This window comes from Nocardia sp. NBC_00416, assembly GCF_036032445.1.
Taxonomy (GTDB): domain Bacteria; phylum Actinomycetota; class Actinomycetes; order Mycobacteriales; family Mycobacteriaceae; genus Nocardia.
The window spans coordinates 480484-496970 of record NZ_CP107932.1; the positions used below are offsets into that span (position 1 = coordinate 480484).

11 protein-coding genes and 1 pseudogene are annotated in these 16487 nt (G+C 65.2%); 7 read left to right on the top strand and 5 right to left on the bottom strand.

The window, feature by feature from the left end:
* The first annotated feature begins 63 nt into the window (after nucleotides 1-63).
* Nucleotides 64-390, top strand: coding sequence for a histone-like nucleoid-structuring protein Lsr2 (locus tag OG804_RS02355; protein ID WP_328393363.1), 327 nt, complete (start codon nucleotides 64-66; stop codon nucleotides 388-390).
* A gap of 129 nt (nucleotides 391-519) precedes the next feature.
* Here the strand turns inward: OG804_RS02355 and OG804_RS02360 are convergent, their stop codons facing one another.
* Both OG804_RS02360 and OG804_RS02365 read right to left on the bottom strand, forming a co-directional pair.
* Complete coding sequence (locus OG804_RS02360) at nucleotides 520-3084, bottom strand: ATP-binding protein (protein ID WP_328393365.1); 2565 nt, start codon at nucleotides 3082-3084, stop codon at nucleotides 520-522.
* Nucleotides 3085-3537: 453 nt separating this feature from the next.
* Nucleotides 3538-4740 (bottom strand): IS110 family transposase, encoded by a 1203-nt coding sequence (locus OG804_RS02365; protein ID WP_328393367.1) that lies wholly within the window; start codon nucleotides 4738-4740, stop codon nucleotides 3538-3540.
* A gap of 415 nt (nucleotides 4741-5155) precedes the next feature.
* Between OG804_RS02365 and OG804_RS02370 the strand changes: the two genes are divergently transcribed.
* Both OG804_RS02370 and OG804_RS02375 read left to right on the top strand, forming a co-directional pair.
* Nucleotides 5156-6409, top strand: a complete 1254-nt coding sequence (locus tag OG804_RS02370) for a styrene monooxygenase/indole monooxygenase family protein (RefSeq protein WP_328393368.1) — start codon at nucleotides 5156-5158, stop codon at nucleotides 6407-6409.
* Between the two features lie 145 nt (nucleotides 6410-6554).
* Nucleotides 6555-9053, top strand: a complete 2499-nt coding sequence (locus OG804_RS02375; protein WP_328393370.1) for an ATP-binding protein — start codon at nucleotides 6555-6557, stop codon at nucleotides 9051-9053.
* A gap of 53 nt (nucleotides 9054-9106) precedes the next feature.
* On the opposite strand, the gene OG804_RS02380 is transcribed toward OG804_RS02375, so the two are convergent.
* Complete coding sequence (locus OG804_RS02380; protein ID WP_328393372.1) at nucleotides 9107-10357, bottom strand: type VII secretion system-associated protein; 1251 nt, start codon at nucleotides 10355-10357, stop codon at nucleotides 9107-9109.
* 1054 nt (nucleotides 10358-11411) lie between these two features.
* Nucleotides 11412-11767 (bottom strand): annotated as a pseudogene (locus OG804_RS02385) (IS982 family transposase); the annotation flags it as partial.
* 863 nt (nucleotides 11768-12630) lie between these two features.
* Between OG804_RS02385 and OG804_RS02390 the strand changes: the two are divergent.
* A complete protein-coding gene (locus OG804_RS02390; protein WP_328393244.1) occupies nucleotides 12631-13533 on the top strand; it encodes an IS5 family transposase in 903 nt (300 codons plus the stop codon).
* A gap of 51 nt (nucleotides 13534-13584) precedes the next feature.
* On the opposite strand, the gene OG804_RS02395 is transcribed toward OG804_RS02390, so the two are convergent.
* The gene (locus OG804_RS02395; RefSeq protein ID WP_328393376.1) at nucleotides 13585-14028 is read right to left on the bottom strand and encodes a hypothetical protein; all 444 of its coding nucleotides are present in this window, start codon (nucleotides 14026-14028) and stop codon (nucleotides 13585-13587) included.
* A gap of 273 nt (nucleotides 14029-14301) precedes the next feature.
* Between OG804_RS02395 and OG804_RS02400 the strand changes: the two genes are divergently transcribed.
* The 3 genes from OG804_RS02400 to OG804_RS02410 are packed head-to-tail and all read left to right on the top strand — an operon-like array spanning nucleotide 14302 to nucleotide 16461.
* A complete protein-coding gene (locus OG804_RS02400) occupies nucleotides 14302-15597 on the top strand; it encodes a hypothetical protein (protein ID WP_328393378.1) in 1296 nt (431 codons plus the stop codon).
* Nucleotides 15598-15606: 9 nt separating this feature from the next.
* Entirely contained in the window at nucleotides 15607-15966 is a 360-nt protein-coding gene (locus tag OG804_RS02405) for a hypothetical protein (protein WP_328393380.1), read from the top strand.
* Nucleotides 15967-15969: 3 nt separating this feature from the next.
* The gene (locus OG804_RS02410) at nucleotides 15970-16461 is read left to right on the top strand and encodes a YbaB/EbfC family nucleoid-associated protein (protein ID WP_328393382.1); all 492 of its coding nucleotides are present in this window, start codon (nucleotides 15970-15972) and stop codon (nucleotides 16459-16461) included.
* Nucleotides 16462-16487: the final 26 nt, after the last annotated feature.

Below are 16487 nucleotides of genomic sequence, written 5' to 3' on the forward strand. Positions count from 1 at the left end.
TGTGCTGCTATTGTGCCGCGTTGGAGCTTGGGTCGGGCAGGGTTTGGCTAGTGGAGGTGTGGCGTGGCGCGCAAAATTGTTGTCACTGTGATCGACGATGTCGACGGTGCGTCGGACGCTGCGGAGACTGTTTCGTTCGGCGTTGACGGGGTGTCATACGAGATCGATCTGTCCGAGGCGAACGCCCGCGAGTTGCGCGCTGGTCTGAACAAGTGGATCCCCTTCGCGCGCAGGATCGGTGGACGGGGTCGGACGAAGGCGACCGCAGCCGGTCGGCAGAGGGACGCGAAGGCCGTGCGGGAGTGGGCTCGCCGCAATGGGCACCAGATACCCGACCGCGGCCGGATTCCCTCCACCGTGCTCGAGGCGTATCAGCGCGCTGCAAGCTAGGCCATGAGATACGGCGCAGCCTGGTCACAGGGCGTCTCGAGAACCTAGTCGGGCCTCTCCGACTGGTCGTGTGTAGAGGGAGCCGATCACGGTCACTGGATAGCGAAGTGTACCGTCGCCCGAACCAGTTCACCGGGCGCTGGAACCAGGTGTCCTCCGCCGCGAACGACGGGGTCGGCGCGCGGCTTCGGCGGCGACAGTATCGCGATGGTCTGGCGGCACGAGCGCGGTGATATCGCCGCGGGTACTTATCAGCAGCTTGTGCAGAACAGCCGCTGTCTGCGCATCCACTGTCCTGATCGAGCTGCCGCGACGGTCGGCGATTGCGGTGTTGGTCCAGCCTGCGGCGGCCAGGATGGCTACATCCTGTTCGGCGGGTGAGAGCTCGTGCCATCGTGACGGGCGTTGCCGCGATGCCGGGTGGTCGGCGGGCAATCTGTCCATGGACAGGGTGCCGAGTGCTACCTGTTCGATCTCGTCGAGCTCCGGTCGCAGTGCCGCGCCATCTTGCTCAGCCGCGTTGAAAGCTGCGTGGCGGAGCATGTTTCGGGCGGTCTCGGCCGCGGCTCCGGTCTCCGTCGCGAAGGGCCCCAAGTTGTCGAGCCGCACGCCGAGGCGAGTGCGCAGGGTGGCGGCGCCGCCGAGTAGCCTGGCGATTTCGGTGGCATACCGCACTTCGAGCTCCCCGGCTTCTCGGGCAGAACCGTGGAATGTGCGGAGTGTCCCGGCCAAGGCCCAAGCGCAGATGTGCACCGCCCAGAGCGTGCCCCACTTGTCGCGCATCTCGAGCTGATCGGCGAGCGCACGCCGGGCCAGCGTCAGTGACTCCGCTGGTTCGCCGCACCGGGCCAGAGCGATCGCGAGGGCCAATTCTGCCCACGATCGTGACCACCGCGCTCCCACGCGGGTGGCGTTGTCCAGATGTCGGCGAGTGATGGGCAGTGCCCGCTCGGGTTCGGCGAGGAAGGCGGCGGCCAACCCCTCGAAAAGTTCGTATTGCGCTGCGCCGCAGGCGTCCCCGGCCGCGGCGGCCCGCGCCCGCGCCCGGCCGAGGACTGTCACCGCCTGCGGGTCCCGGCGCACGAGGAATAGTTCACAGCCGCAAGCGAACTCGACCGGTGCGGGAAGATCGAGATCGCGGTCGGGGTGGCGGCGCCATCCGGCGTGGGCGTCCGGATCCGTGACGCAAAGGGCGACGCATCGGTCCAGTAGCTGGGCGGCGTCGGCGTATTCGCCCTGGCACAGGCAGATCCAGCTGAGCATGGCCAGCGCTGTGACCCGCAACCCCACCGGTTCCCGGCCTGCGGCGGATATCAGGGCGCGCTCGGTCCACCGGCGGGACTCGCGCAGTGATCCGCTGAAGAACGGCACGCGTAGGGCGATCAGCCCAACGGCGATTTCCAGCCTGTCGGCCGCCGTGTCGGCGTCCCAGGGTTCTCCGTGCACCGCCAGTTCGAGGTTGTCCCACGATGCCCGTGCCCAGTTGAGTAGTTCCGGTTCGTCTGGGCCGAACCACAAGGAGTTCGCTTGCCGGACACGGTCGCGGTAGTACTGTCGGTGCCGGGCCGCCAACAGTTTCCGCTCACCGGTGTCCGCCCGCTGCCGGAGCTGTTGTGCGCCGAACAACCGGAAGTTCTCGAGCAGCGAATACCTTGCCGACTCTGCGGACAGATGCAGCGTGACCAACGATCGATCGACGAGCCGCTCCAGCAACTCCTCGATATCGTCCGGGGCGATGCCGCCGCCCTGGGTATCGGCGCAGACGGCCACGATTGCCGCCAGTTCGGCTCCGGCGCCCTTTCCGGGAATTTTCTCGGGTGCAGGAGTGCGCTCGTGACCCGGTGTGAACGCCGACATTCGTTCGAAAAGCAGACGTTCGGGCTCCTCGCACTGGTCCAGCGACCAAGCGATGACCTCGGCGATTCCCCGATGGCGCGGATGCGAGGCGTGATCTGGATCGGATGCCCAGTCGAGCCGGCTGTCGTCTGGTTCGCCGCTGAGTTCACTCAGGATCGAGGGTAGCGTTCGGCGGGTCATCCGCGCTGCGGCCAGCCGTATGTACAGCGGGTGGTTGTGCAGGTGGCGGCAGATCTGTTCAACAATCGCAATAGAGGCAGGCTCGTCGGTGGGGTGTCCCACGCGCTCGGCTCCCGCCCGGAACAGCGCGACAGCCTCATCCCGCGACAGCGGTGGGACGGGCACCAGGTATTCGTCGACCCAGCCCAACCGCATGCGGCTGGTCGCGACAACAGTCAGTTCGGGAACGGCATCGATCAGATCGGCTGTCACCGAGGCGGCACCGTCGAGGACGTGTTCACAACTGTCGAGCACCAGGACGGGGGGACGCCCGGGTCCCGAGGACCGCTGCAACGTATCGACGATGATTTCCCGTGCCGAACGCGCGGAGAAGTTGGTGCCGACTACCACCCGGGCGACTTCATCCTCGATGGCCGTGGCATCGGCCGCCGCGGGCAAGTGGTCGAGCCGCACCCAATATACCGGCCGGGGATCCCCTGTGAGCTGTGTGAGGGCCTCTGTGACCAGCCGTGTCTTGCCGATCCCGCCTGGACCGATCACGGTGAGCAGTCGGACCGGGTCCGAGAGCAGTGCGGTGATCCGGCGGATTTCCTCCTTCCGTCCCACGAAATCGCCCGCAACCACTGGGGTGGTGGGCGCACCAGGCTCGGGTCGCACCGACATGAGTGTCCACAGTAGCCGCAGTGGGCCATGCCGCTCGGGCTGTACCGATGTATTGCTCCCACCTATACGCCGAAGATCACACCATCGGAACGGTTGAGTTCGGTAGCGATAGAAACCTGGGAGCGTGAATGTCGAGCAGCGGAGTGCGTAGTCGAACCCGGCCGGGTGGCGACTCGGTCATAGCGGGTCCCGGTTTTGAGATCGTCGTCCACGATGCCATGAGCCGGTTCGGTGCTGGCGCAATAGGGCCCGGAGCGGCGCCGCGTTGTCGCCGATCTGACGGCGGCGCAATTGTTTCGGCGCTGCGTCGATCTCGGCGATCGCGGCCCATCGACTCCACATCGTGATGATCCTCGACGAAGTCATCGCCTACCGGCAGTCGCAACGATCCTTTGATTGTCGCTGCCGATCATGCTCGGGCAGCTGGGAGGAGTCTCAATGAGGAAGTCAAGCTGCGAGCGCGACCGGTGGGACGGGGGTGAATTCGCGGTTGTCGCGCAGCAGTGCCCACAGGACACCGACTCGTCGGCGGGCCAGGGCGATGATGGCTTGGACGTGCTTGCATCCCTCGGCGCGTTTCTTCAGGTAGAAGTCGCGGTTGGGTCCGTCGCGGATGATGCTGGTCTGGGCCGACATGTAGAACACCCGCCGCAAGCGGCGACTGTACCGTTTGGGCCGGTGCAGATTGCCGGTCCGCCGGCCCGAGTCACGGGGGACCGGGACCAGCCCGGCGGCCGACGCCAGGTGCCCGGCATCGGTGTAATTGGACAGATCACCGGCGGCGACAACCAGCTCCGCACCCAGGATCGGCCCGATTCCCGGCAGGGACTCGATGATCGCGGCTTGCGGATGACCGTGGAATATCTCACGGATCTGGCTGTCGAGCTGCTTGAGCCGGTCGTCCAGGGCGAGGATCTGCTTGGCCAGGTCTGCGACGATCTGCCCGGCGGCGTCCTCGCCGGGCAGTGTGGTGTGCTGGGCCTGAGCCGCTTGCACGGCGGTGTCGGCAACGGTGTCCGCGGCGCGGACACTGCGGTTGGCCAGCCAGGCCGTGAGCCGGGTCCGGCCGCGCCGTCGGATCGCGGCCGGAGTCTGATAGCCGGTCAGCAAGACCAGCGCGCCCTTGTGGCTGCTGTAGTCGAAAGCCCGTTCCAGAGCGGGGAAAATGCTGGTCAACACGTCCCGCAGCCGGTTGATCATCCGGACCCGATCGGCCACCAGGTCGGTGCGGTAGGCAGTCAGCAACGCCAGGTCGGCAGCGAGCTGGGCCGGCACCTCGATCGCGGTGAAGTCGTTGCGGTGCCGAGCGGTTTCAGCGATGACGTAGGCGTCGCGGGCATCGGTTTTTGCTTCACCGCGGTAGGCACCCGACATGCGGTTGACGGTCCGGCCGGGCACATAGACGGCCTGATGGCCGTGAGCGGCGAGCAACGCCAGCAGCAACGCCGAGGAAGACCCCGAGATATCCACCGCCCAGTGGACTTCTTCGGCCAGGCCGCAGATCTCGCCGAGCGCGGTCAGGATCGCCGACTCGTCGTTGATGATCTTCTTCGACCACAGGGTCGCACCGGTCTCATCGACCACCGCCACCCAATGGTGGCCCTTGCCGGCATCGACACCAGCCCACGCACGGGGCCGCTGTTGGTTCATTCGTTCCTCCGAGTTCTGAACACGACAGTCCCGGCCCGAGGGAACACCCCGCCATCATCTCCGTAATCAGCGACCGCACATGGCGCGCAATTCTCAATTAGCAGTCAGGGCGCCCCGGAGGGTCGGACGGCCACTCCTCTGAAGCCACATAAGGCAGAGAACCATCAGCCACATCCGGCCCTCCCGGGCCGCCTAACAACTTACGGAGAACCATCAGCGATCTGATCAGGCAGTGCTGACATCCCTGATTCGGGCAGGCACGACCTCCCTGCAACAAATCAAACCTCTCGGCCAACGGCCAGGGCACTGTCTTCGCCAGGACTCGAGATCGAGACACGTATGAAAGTGCTGACCTTTCGGCCAGTTTTCACAAGGAGTGGGTCGGATGGCACACTCCCCGAACTGATTAGGACCCATGGTGGGATACATCCAAATTCTGGGTGCCGGCGAATGCGGGCTACCGCTGGCGTACCGGCTGCAGCGGGCCGGTCTTCCGGTCACCCTTATCGCGGCTCGCGACGCAACCGCTGTGCTGAACGGCACGGTAACCAGCACTCAGGTGAAGTTTCCGGCCACGCTCGATCTGGAAGCGGCTGCTGGAATGGGCCATTGGCGTTCGCGAGCGCCGGAGATACTAGGCATCCGGCTGACAACAGTGGTCGACGGCCGGCGGGTCCTGGGTTGGACCGGTTTCTTCACGCGACCCGCGCAGAGCGTTGATCAGCGCACGGTCTTCGCGCGGTGGCTCACGGATTATGTGGAGGCCGGTGGGGACCTCGAGATCGCCGCTCCATCGCTGACCGAGCTCGACCGCAGGGCGGCCGAGTACGACCTGACCGTGGTTACCCGCGCGCTCGGCGAACTGGCCGACTGCTTTCCTGATGATCCCGCATGGCCGGTCGCGAAGGAGCCCGCCAGGCGCCTGGCGGTGTTCTACCTCGAGGGCGTCGCGGCGGATCCGGACAACCTCGGTACTTATGCATCGCTGCCCGGCCTGGGCGAGGTCATTTCCTACCCCGGTCTCACCGGAGCGCCGGGGAGTGAACGGTGTTGCGAGATCCTGCTGATCGAAGCCCTGCCCGGTGGTCCGCTCGATGTGTTCGATCCCGGCGACTCTCCCTCTGATCGGTTGCGCCGGGTGGTTCGCCTCCTCGGATCCCAGCTGCCCGCCGATCTCGCCGACCGCTATCGCGAGGCCGAATTGACCGATGCGGGAGCCACATTGACCGGCGCGGTGCGTCCGATGGTGCGCAGGCCGGTGGCGATGCTTCCCTCTGGGCGAGCTGTGCTCGGTGGTGGGGATGTGGTGTGCCGGATGGATCCCGCCGGAGCGCAGGGCGCGAACAGCGCCGCTCACTGCGGGGACGCGTACGCGACCGCAATCCTGGCACGTCCGGCGGGACCGTTCGACCGATCTTGGATGGAGTCGGTCGCGACGCCCTGGCTCACCGGGACCGCGCATCCTGCGGCGCGGTGGACTGCGGCCGTTCTCGATCCGTCCGCGGAAATGCGGCAGCTCATGCTGGCTGCCCAGGATGACCCCGTGCTCGCGGACGCCTTCGCTGATTCGTTCGCCCGGCCCGCCGACGCACTGCTCGGCTCTCTTCGGGCGGTGATGCCACCCGCCGACGCGGGCGATGACGGGTCTGTGCACGCCGGCAGGCGGTGAAGCCTCGGCCCCTTCCCAGTGGACCTTCCCAGGGTGCGATCGGCCTTTGCCGTTGTGCAAGTGAGGAATTCGAATGTCATTGCGCGCGAACAGAGTAGGCTGATCCGGCATGGGGTACAGGGCGGGGGAGTTGCAGAGTGAAGTCGTGCCGCCGACGAGTCGGTTCGTCGGCCGCGAGCGAGAATTGGACGAGATCATCACGCTGCTGCTCTCCCGCACGCGCTTGGTGAGCGTGACCGGGCCCGGTGGTATCGGTAAGACACGGCTGGTCGAAGAAACTGTTCGCCGCTACCGCCGCGCGACGGGCACGCCCGTGTACTGGGTGCGTTTGGCGCGCTTGGCCGTGCATGCCGACGACGTGTCGGTCGAGCAGGAGATCGCGCGCGCCGTGCTGACGAGCGATTTCTCCGGGGATTCCGACCGTGAAGCGATCTTTTCCGCACTGACCCGCGTGGATGCGGTGGGTCGGCGGCTGCCGGTGATACTCGTACTCGATAACTGCGAACATGTCCTCGACGCCGTCCGACCGCTGGTAGGCGAGCTGCTCCGTGCGGTGGCCGGCCTGACCGTGGTGGCGACCACCAGGCAACCGCTACATATCGAAGGCGAGCAGGTGGTCCGGGTCCATCCACTGGCCGGAAAGCAGGCGAGGACCCTGTTCCGCAATCGTGCGGTACTGACTGGACAAGATATCGACAGCGGCGACGCCACAGCGGAGATCGTTGGTGAGATCTGCCGACGGGTACACGACAACCCGCTCTATATCGGGCTTGCGGCGGCCCGGCTACGGCATCAACCACTGCACGGTGTCCTACGCGAGTTGAGTGGCGCGGCGGATGATCGGCGAATGCGGTGGTCACACGGCCCGCGAGTCGGGGCGGATCGCCGCCATCGCGGTGTCATCGATGTCATCGGCTGGTCCTACGAGCTGTGCGAACCGGACGAACAGTTGCTGCTCGAACGATTGTCGGTGTTCGCGGCGGGTTACGACAGCGCAGAGACCGATTCGGGCTCGGCCGTTGGGGCCGAGTTGTCGGCGATCCGGGCGGTGTGCGCGGATCCCGAGCAGGCTCCCGGGTCGTGGATCGACCCGGACCGCGTGGCAGTGCTACTGGCAGGTCTTGTCGACCGTTCGTTGGTCATCGCGCACGAAACACCGACTACTTTGCGTTATTCGATGCTGCAGACCATCCGACTGTTCGCTGGGCAACAGCTCGGCCAGCGGGACGGCGCCGAGACCGCTCGGCTGGCCGATCTGCACCGTCGTTACTACCGCGACCAGATCATGCATGCGCGTGCGATCTGGTACAGCCCCGACGAGCAGCGACTCCTCGACTGGGCGCGCGGCGCCTGGGACAACCTGCTCGTCGCGGTAGAGGGCAGCGTGGCGGCACCGGGTGACGCCGAGATCGGCCTCGAGATCGTAACCGGGCTTATCGCGTTGCGCGCGCCGTTCTTCCTCGGCACGATGCGCGAGATGCGCCGATGGGCTGAGCGGGCCATACTCGCGGACCAGCGTTCGCATCCCGGTCCGAGCCCGGCGCGCGCCGCAGCGCTGGCGATGACCGGTTGGCTCACGCTGTGCCAGGGACGCCGCGACGATGCCGAGCGGACCTTGACCGAGGCGCTGCGCGCGTTCGGCGCCGACCCCGCGGCGGGAAAGGTGCCGGCGACCGAGCTACCTGCACCGGTCGCGTTGGCCGACGGCGCCCGACGGATGCTGATCGACCGTGACTCCAGCGCAGTGGCTGTATTCGGTGTCGCCCGCACGAAGTTCTGTTCGTCCGGCGATTTCGGCGGAGCGGCGATCGCGGAGATGTTCGAGGCGCTCGCCGCGGGATTCTTCGGGCCGGGCACAGTGGCCGAGCAGATTACTCACCGACACCTGAACGCCGCCCGGCTCTCCGGGGCGAGCTGGGCCATTTCCTGGGCCGAACTGGCCTCGGCCATCGCCTCGGTCCGATTCGGCGACCCACGTACCGCGCTGGCGGTCGCGCGCACCGCACTCGAGCGCCAGCTCGACCACCGGGATCAGTGGGGTGCGCTATGGGCGGTACATATCATCGCGTGGGCAATCGCCGCCGATATCCGGAAACAGCTGCCAAGTGGACTGGGCGGAGAGGCAATCGCCGGCGCGGCCAGAGAGACCGCGTTGCTGTCAGGCGGCGCGCGCACCTTGCGCGCGCACCTGGGTGTCGATCTGGAAGGTCTCGGCCCGTTCGCGGACCAGACCCGAGCCGCCATCGAAACGGCGCGGGGCGTACTCGGCGACACCGCTTACCAGGACGCCGAGCTCGACGGAGCGAAGATGCTCCCGAGGCGGAGCGAGGTGCACTATCGGGCGCTCGGCCCGCCGATGCCGCACGACGAGGAACCAGTCACCGATGTGCGTACGGAATGGGGTGAACTGACCGTTGCGGAACGTCATGTCGCGGTCCTCGCCGCGTCCGGGCTCACCAATACCGCCATCGCTGCCCGCCGCGGCAGTTCGTCCAGAACCGTTGCGGCCCAGATATCGTCTGTACTACAGAAGCTCATGATCGGAACTCGCCGCGAAATACTGCAATTCGTTCCCCCCGGGTTGCTCGACCCCAGTGCTACCAAGGCGTACGTGGTCGACCCGTTGTGTGCCCGCCGACGATAGCTCACTCGGCCTCAGGCGGGGTGGTGTACATCGAATCCCCACCCCGGGCACCTTCACGATTCGGGCGATTCGAATGCGGCCGGACCTTCTGCGGGTGAGCATGCGAGGATCCGCCCGTAAACCCTTCCGTCGACTTGCGGGGGTGTCCACAGGCCCCACCTCGTGAGCGGAATGCTCCCGATCCGGCTGCCGTATATGCGTGTGTCGGCTTGTGCCCGGGCGATGACCAGACCCCTCGATCCTTTGTGTGCCGAGGATGTGCGCGAGGGACTGCCGAAAGCCCGCTTCGGCCCGGGTGGCAGTAGTCGCCTCGGGGGCCACAGTCCACCCGCCGTCTCGGCGTGGCAGTGCTCGCCGCGTACTGAGTCGGGTCTCTTGGAAGTGAGTGTCAACCTATCGTCGCCGTCGATGGACTTCAGCGGAAAGCTCAGTCCGACAAACGAACCATCGAATTTGTGTACAGGTCGGCCGCGGACCTGGCTGGCCGTGAACGTGTGGGAAGCTCCCGTCGCGCGGGATTCGCCCATGTAATGGGATGTGTCCGTGTCGAGTTGGTCGAACGGTTGAGCTTCGTTCGATGTGCCTGCCGCGAGGGTATCGATCGTCATGCGCAAACTGGCCGGGAACTGCGCTGTGACAGCGTGCAGCGCTTCACCTGCATCCGTCGCCGCTATGCCAAGTCTCCTGGCCATGCGGACCAGCTCAGCAGAAAGACCCGAAGCTCCGAGTGCAGGACCAGGAGAAGGCGTAACGCTTCCTCCGCGAGGTAAATGGGAGCCTGACTCGATCGACCGTAGGCTCCGGGTGTGAAGCCGGAACTGTGTGGGGGTGTCCGGATTCAGTAGGATGTCGGTTCCGGCGGGCACGATGATGGGCAGCGTAACGCCTGGTACCGGCCACCATCGGTCCGCCTCGACTCGGTGTTTGTGTATTGCGGCAGTGGCGATCGCGACGCAGGGAAATCCATCCGGAGCCGGCCCTATCAGCGGTTCATCGTGCTCGTCGCATCCGATCTCCACCACGGCGCCTCGAAGGGCCGCAAGGACCTCATCACCGTAGAACCCGTCGCTGTCGGCAACGCGGCTGAGCACAGCATGGATTGGATCGGTCGGCATCGATTCATCGGCGGGGGCGTAGTTCGGGTTGGGTTCGAATGGACCGGGAATCCCGTCCGCACCGATCATCCATCCGCCGAGGATCGCCGCTGACGGCGGCATCTCCTCAGGTGCGGTCTCCTGCCAGCCCGGATCGACCTGCACGAACCAGTCGCCTTGCTGCGCCACATGCGGTGTTGCGTCTTCCATGCCCTTGTTCCTGCGCAACATCGAAGGTGTGACTTCCGTGTGCCAACCGATGGATTCCTCGATATGGGGCGGTCGTCATGCCGGGGGGAGGTCGCGACGATCATTGTCGAAGACACTCGCCCTGCCCGACCTACTCGAAAGCTGTAACAACGCGTTCTCAGCAGGCGAGAATCCGCACGTACTGCTTCCTCGAACATGCTCAGCCGCAGCGAAACTGAGTATAGGTAGCAGGAGGGGCATCTTTCGTTCCATTGCTGTACTGGATTTCGACGGTCGCACGGACACGGGTGCATCTGCCGCTCGTAGAAATCTTCGGCAGTCCCGACAGTACTTCCTGATTTCGACTGAGACTCTCGGCGAGGGTGTCTCCGTTATCCAGTTCGAGCTGAACATGAGTCACTGTGACATTCTTCCGTACACTGTCCCAAACCCAGGCGTAGCCCCAGTTCTTCCGGCAGCTGGGCGACCAGTACTGTTTCACCGACAGTACGTTTTCAGTGCCGAACCGTCCATATGCAGTGGCCCCGACTTGATAACCGTCCGTGCACTGATCCGGCAGTCTGTCGGCGCGGGCTGTAGCGGTTGTAGCTATGAGTAGTGCTATCGCGGCAAAGACGGTCCATCCGATGAGCGCTGTCTTGGATATTGTGTTGTGCAACTTTCCTCTTTTCGTTTGGACGCCATAACTTCTGAGGGAACTCTGACGCAGGCTCAGCTGATCGACAGTGCGAGATCGGCCTTGTCCGGGCCAGCCGATCCTCTCGCTCAATGCCAGAGTGGCATCGCAGGGACGTCGCCCTGGCAATCATCCCCGCGCCCACTCGCGCAATGTGCCGGCGCGGGCAACTGGCAAGTCAACTGCGTATCACCTATCCGTGCAGCAGCACCTTGGGTGAGCTGTGCCATCGGTAGTAGCGGTGCCTTCCTCGTCATCCGATTAGAGGTGAGAACGGGCTGAGGAGAAAGTGGACCGGTACTTCCTTCAGGATCTCTTCATGGTGTCGATGCGGCTGTCGACAGTTCGTCGACCTGGACGAGTGAGTCCGAACCCTGGTCAAGGGTCGTAGGCGATGAGTGACCGTGTGACCGGTACGCCGGTGGTGTGGTTGTGCCAGATCGCGGCGGTCATCGCGAGCACGCGTTGAGCGACGCGGACCGCGATACCGGCGAAGCTGCGTCCGCCGTGGTCTTCGAGGTCGAGTCGGCCTTTGAGGGTGTCGTTGACCGACTCGATCAGCTGCCGCACCTTCTTCAGCAGCGGCTGATCGTAGCGGGTCTTCTCGTCTCTGCGGGACGGACGCAGCATGGTGAGCACGTACTCACCCAGCAGCCGTAACCAGCCCACCCGGCCACCTCCGACCGCTTGACCGTGGGCCGGGACCGACCACACGGCACCGGGGTCGAGTCCACGATCCAGCAGTTATCGAGCCGGAATTCGCTGGATCGGACCAGTATCCGGATGATCCGTTCGACCAGACCCAGCGCTCCCCGCAGGCGTTTTCTGTAGCCGGACTGCTGCGGCAGATACGGAAACATCCCGGTCGGATGCTGGCCCGCGTTTCGCCAGACAACCGTGGGAAGAACCCAGCCCGGCGTGTGATTATTGGGGCACCACAGGATCTGGAGCACGTCGCAGCCCGGTGGGAAGGGAACGACGTCGGGTACATCGGCTCGGAAGATCTGCGCGCCGGGAACCATCGCGTCGTGCTCCTAACACGTAGGCCACGGTTCCCGCGCCGGCCACAACAGAGGGCCGCCGATCGAGCTGTCGTGGTGGGTGGGCTCGCCCGCATGCGGGTGCAACCGCACCGCTTCCTGCCGGAAGGGCACAACCTCCGGAAACAGCTCCTCGACATTCACCGGACGGGGTGGAGTACAGCGGGTCACATCGCAACACTACTCAGGATTGATCACATTGGGACTTACTCGTCCGGTGCCATATCAGGCAACACCTGCCCTGGCGATGCACCGGTTGCGTCCCGTCGCTGGACGATTCGGCCGCGCCGGAGTTTTCGCCGGGGCCGACATGGTTGAGATACGAGACCTCGACGATGACGAAGGTCGTCGTGCTACGGATTGTGCCGCGAGGGGTGACCTGGTGGCGGACGCAGACCTCTAGGGCCTGTGTCGAAGTAACAGGTGGGGTGGCACCGCTATGCGGTGCCACCCCACCTGCTGATTTCTGAAACATGTTGGCCGCGTTGGCAAATAGGCGAGGTCTCCGGTAAGTCGGTTGAACGACCAAGTAAAACCGAAGACCGACCGGAGACCTCATGGCCAGCGTAGCGGTGACGGGGCGCGCGGATCTGACCGATGCGCAATGGGCGCGGTTGCAGCCGCTGCTGCCCCGTAACCAGAAGACGGGCCGTCCGCCCGTGTGGACGAAACGACAACTCATCAACGGAATCAGATGGCGCACCCGCGTCGGTTGCCCGTGGCGCGATATCCCAGCCCACTACGGATCCTGGTCGGCGATCTATGGGCTTTTCCGGCGATGGCAGCGAACCGGAGCTTGGGCAGTGATCCTGAAAACGCTGCAAGCCTGCGCCGAGGCCGCCGGTGCGATCAGATGGCAGATCAGCGTCGACTCCACGATCATGCGAGCCCATCAGCACGCGGCCGGGGCCCGCCGCGACCCCGACAATCAAGCTGAACCACCGAGCGGCCCCGGTGAGCGCGAACCCGGTGACCATGCCCTGGGCCGGTCACGAGGCGGATGGACAACAAAACTACATTTGACCTGCGAGGACCGTTGCCGGGTGATGAGCATGCTGCTCACCGGCGGCCAGGCCGGCGACAGTCCGCACTTCGCGGCGGTCCTCGACCGGATCCAGATCCCCGCATCCGGGAGCCGGGCCCGCCGACGACCGGATCGCGTACTGGCCGACAAGGCGTACTCCAGTCGCGGCAACCGCAACTGGCTGCGTCGGCGCGGGATCAAAGCCACGATCCCGGTGCCCGACGGTCAAGCCGGCCACCGCCGGGCCCGCGGTTCGGCCGGTGGACGACCACCGGCGTTCGATCCGGTGATCTACCGTGACCGCAACACCATCGAACGCGGCATCAACCAGCTCAAACAACACCGTGCAGTCGCCACCCGATTCGACAAACTCGCCGTCCGCTACCTCGCAACCATCCACATCGCCGCGATCAACCAATGGCTCCGCCACCCATGAGCAGTGGGCGGGCCGTCGGCCCGCCCACTGCTCACCACTTCGACACACGCCCTAGCGACGGTCGCCTTCACAGGCGTCGAGGTGTACGGCGGACAGGTAGTGCGTGCTCCGAGGGTTGACGTCTGCGGACAGTAGGAGCTTGCGGTCCGATGGGGCGAGGACCTCGGTCAGTTCGTGGATTGGGTAGCCGAAGAGGTCGAAGTCGCCGAAGGCGACCGGAACGTCGGCGGCTCGGTCCAGGAGCTGCTCGGTCCGCTCGACGATCAAGTGCCCCATGGTCTGCTCGGCGCAAGCTGTGCAGGCATAGGCCGTGACCAGAATGCCGCGGTGGACGAAGAAGAAGGTCCAGTGCGCTCCGCACATCCACCCGCCGACGCGGATGTCCGCCAGAGTTGACGCCGTCCAATGCGCCGCATGCTCGGTCATCCCGAATCGCAGGACGCCCGCGTTCGCTGGGAGGTCGAGGCCGGTGCCCGGCATCAATCGAAAGGTCACTCGAACAGACTGCCGTGACGCGTCGGTCGAGTCGCTCCGCGTGCGTTCCGTTCGTCCCGACACGGGTTTCGGAGTTCAATGATTCGGTGGCGTCATCGTGTTCGGTGAGTATGTCCAACAAGGACTCTGAGGAAATTCTGAAAGGCATGGCGTAGGGCTTTCGATCGGATCTTGGTCGTGGAACCGTCGATAGTCGAAGTGTCGTGGCCCTGCGGGCGCCCCCTATGCCACGAAACACCGAGCAGGACTGATGACGATCGGCGGAAGCGGACTGTGAGCGATCAGAACATTGGGAAACCGGGTGACGCCGACGAGAAGGACGAGCCGCCGGACATCGGTTTCAGTCTGCTGGATGGTCCCGACGGAACTGCCGAGCCAGGGGAAGAGCCCGGAGCTGACGGCCGGGACCAGGCGTTGGCGCGGCAGATTGCCGATGCGCTCGGTGAAGCAGGTCCTTCCGGTTGGCTGCAGTTGGACGCGGTGTTCGCGCTGACGACGACAACCGGTGTCGCCGAGGTCGTCTACAGCGATGGCGAGCGTTCGATGCGGGCCGAGCCGCCGGCGCCCGTGCTGGCGCAGGCGCGGAAACACCGGGCGCTGGTCGCGGAGTTGGACGGGGGGCCGTGGTGGCGGCTGCTGGTGCGGTTGAATTCCGAGGGCGAATTCGAGGTCGACTACGACTATGGCGCCGAGCCGTTCCCGGACGGGCAGTTGTTCGAGCCGGAGGCCTATCGCACCGATTTGGCGGAGTATCCGCGCGACACGCTGCCGGTGTGGCTGGCGGCGTACATCGGTCACCGCAACCGTCAGAGGCGTACGCCGCAGGATGCCGCTGCAGCGTTCAGGGCGGACAGGGACGCGAAGGTGTGGCCGAACCCGGCCGAGAACGAGTTCCCGGACTTCCCCGAGATGTGGGCTCGGTGGGCATGTATCGCTGCGGCATTCGTGGCCGCGGGAGCCGACTGGGGTCCGCGGGTATTCCCGTCGACGGGTTGGTTCGAGAGCTCGCGGCGCGGGGGTTCCACGCTGTATTCGCTGCCGGGCGGGCGGGCGGTGCTGTCGGGTGGGGTATGGGCGTCTCCGAGTTTGGACGCCACCTACAACGAGGGTGCGGCGATGCCGGAGTTCTTCGCGGGCGCTCCCGACTGGGTTGCCGACCCAGTGTTGAACCCACGATCGGTGACCGGATTGATGTCGTTCGTCTACTGGTGGGAGGGCGGTCGCTGGTACCGGGGTGAATCCCCGGCAGCAGAAGAATGTGTCACCGCTGTGCCCGGGGTATGGACCGTGAACACGGTGGTCGGCATCGTCGCCGGTCTGGCCGCGACGCAACCGAGTATCGAACAACGAGCCGCCGCCGCTGCGCTGGTGTCGGCCGCTGAGGTCGGTGTGGTCACCCGGGAAACGGTGGTGAACCTGTTCGGTGACGACGGTCGGTTCGATCTCGATGGTGCGATGTACCAGCTGGCGCTGGCAGGGGTGTTGGCCTCGCTGCCGCAGCAGAGTTTCCTGGGCCGGCTAGAGGCGGTGCGTATGAGCACGTTCGGCTCGACCACGCGGGAAGGATGAGGGTGGGACATGGTGCACAACAGGGGGGTCGATGTCGATACCGGTGCCCTGGGCGAGGCAGCCGGTGATCTCGCTGATGTCCAGGAAGCGCTGGCCGAGCACAGCAGGACGGCCGCGGCGTTGTGGGGCCAGTTCATGAAGATCACTGCCGGCTGTTCTTTCAGCAAGGACTTTATTCAGGACAAGAACGGGCAACAGGGTCTCGATACGCAGTTCCATGCCGTGCTCGAGGGAAATGATAGTGCGGTCGAGGTGGTCGGTGCCGCGTCCGAGGGGCAGATGGATGCGGCGGAGTCGCTGCGTAATGTCGATATTGGAGCTGGTCACACTATTCGGAACACTGTTCCGAGCGTCACAGTGAAGGGATGAGGCATGGCGGATGATTTTGCCGACGCGTCCCTTGCGGAGGCAATGGATTACTTTCGGGATGAGATGCAGTTGATTTCGCAGTTGCAGGTGCAGCGGGCGCGGCTCACCGCTTCGGCTTCGGTGCGGGATCGGCGGGTTACGGTTTCGGTGAACGCTGATGGTGTGGTGATCGAGACCAAGTTTTCTTCGGATGTCGATGATTTGGATTATGACGAGCTTGCCGCGGCGATGACCCAGGCTGCTCAGCAGGCCGCTGCGGAGGTCATGCGCCTGACCGAGGAACTCTTGCAGCCATTGACCGAGCGAAATGTGGCGATGCCCAAGTTTTCCGATCTGGTCGAGGGGTTTCCCGATGTGCAGGGACAGGTCCCGGTCACGCCGGTCGTGTCGCTGGCCCCGCCGAATGCGTTGGAGCGTAGAGAGGTGGTCGACGACGAACCGGGTTGGGTTCGGCCGTCGGACAGGCCTTCTAGGATTTACGATTCCGGCCGGTGACCTCGAATTGAAGCGTCTGCTGATCC

Bases quoted from the DNA above. Each gene is read 5' to 3' on its own strand.
- OG804_RS02390 (WP_328393244.1), top strand. From the start codon at position 12,631: ATGGCCAGCGTAGCGGTGACGGGGCGCGCGGATCTGACCGATGCGCAA.
- OG804_RS02380 (WP_328393372.1), bottom strand. From the start codon at position 10,357: ATGGAAGACGCAACACCGCATGTGGCGCAGCAAGGCGACTGGTTCGTG.
- OG804_RS02365 (WP_328393367.1), bottom strand. From the start codon at position 4,740: ATGAACCAACAGCGGCCCCGTGCGTGGGCTGGTGTCGATGCCGGCAAG.
- OG804_RS02405 (WP_328393380.1), top strand. From the start codon at position 15,607: ATGGTGCACAACAGGGGGGTCGATGTCGATACCGGTGCCCTGGGCGAG.
- OG804_RS02410 (WP_328393382.1), top strand. From the start codon at position 15,970: ATGGCGGATGATTTTGCCGACGCGTCCCTTGCGGAGGCAATGGATTAC.
- OG804_RS02370 (WP_328393368.1), top strand. From the start codon at position 5,156: ATGGTGGGATACATCCAAATTCTGGGTGCCGGCGAATGCGGGCTACCG.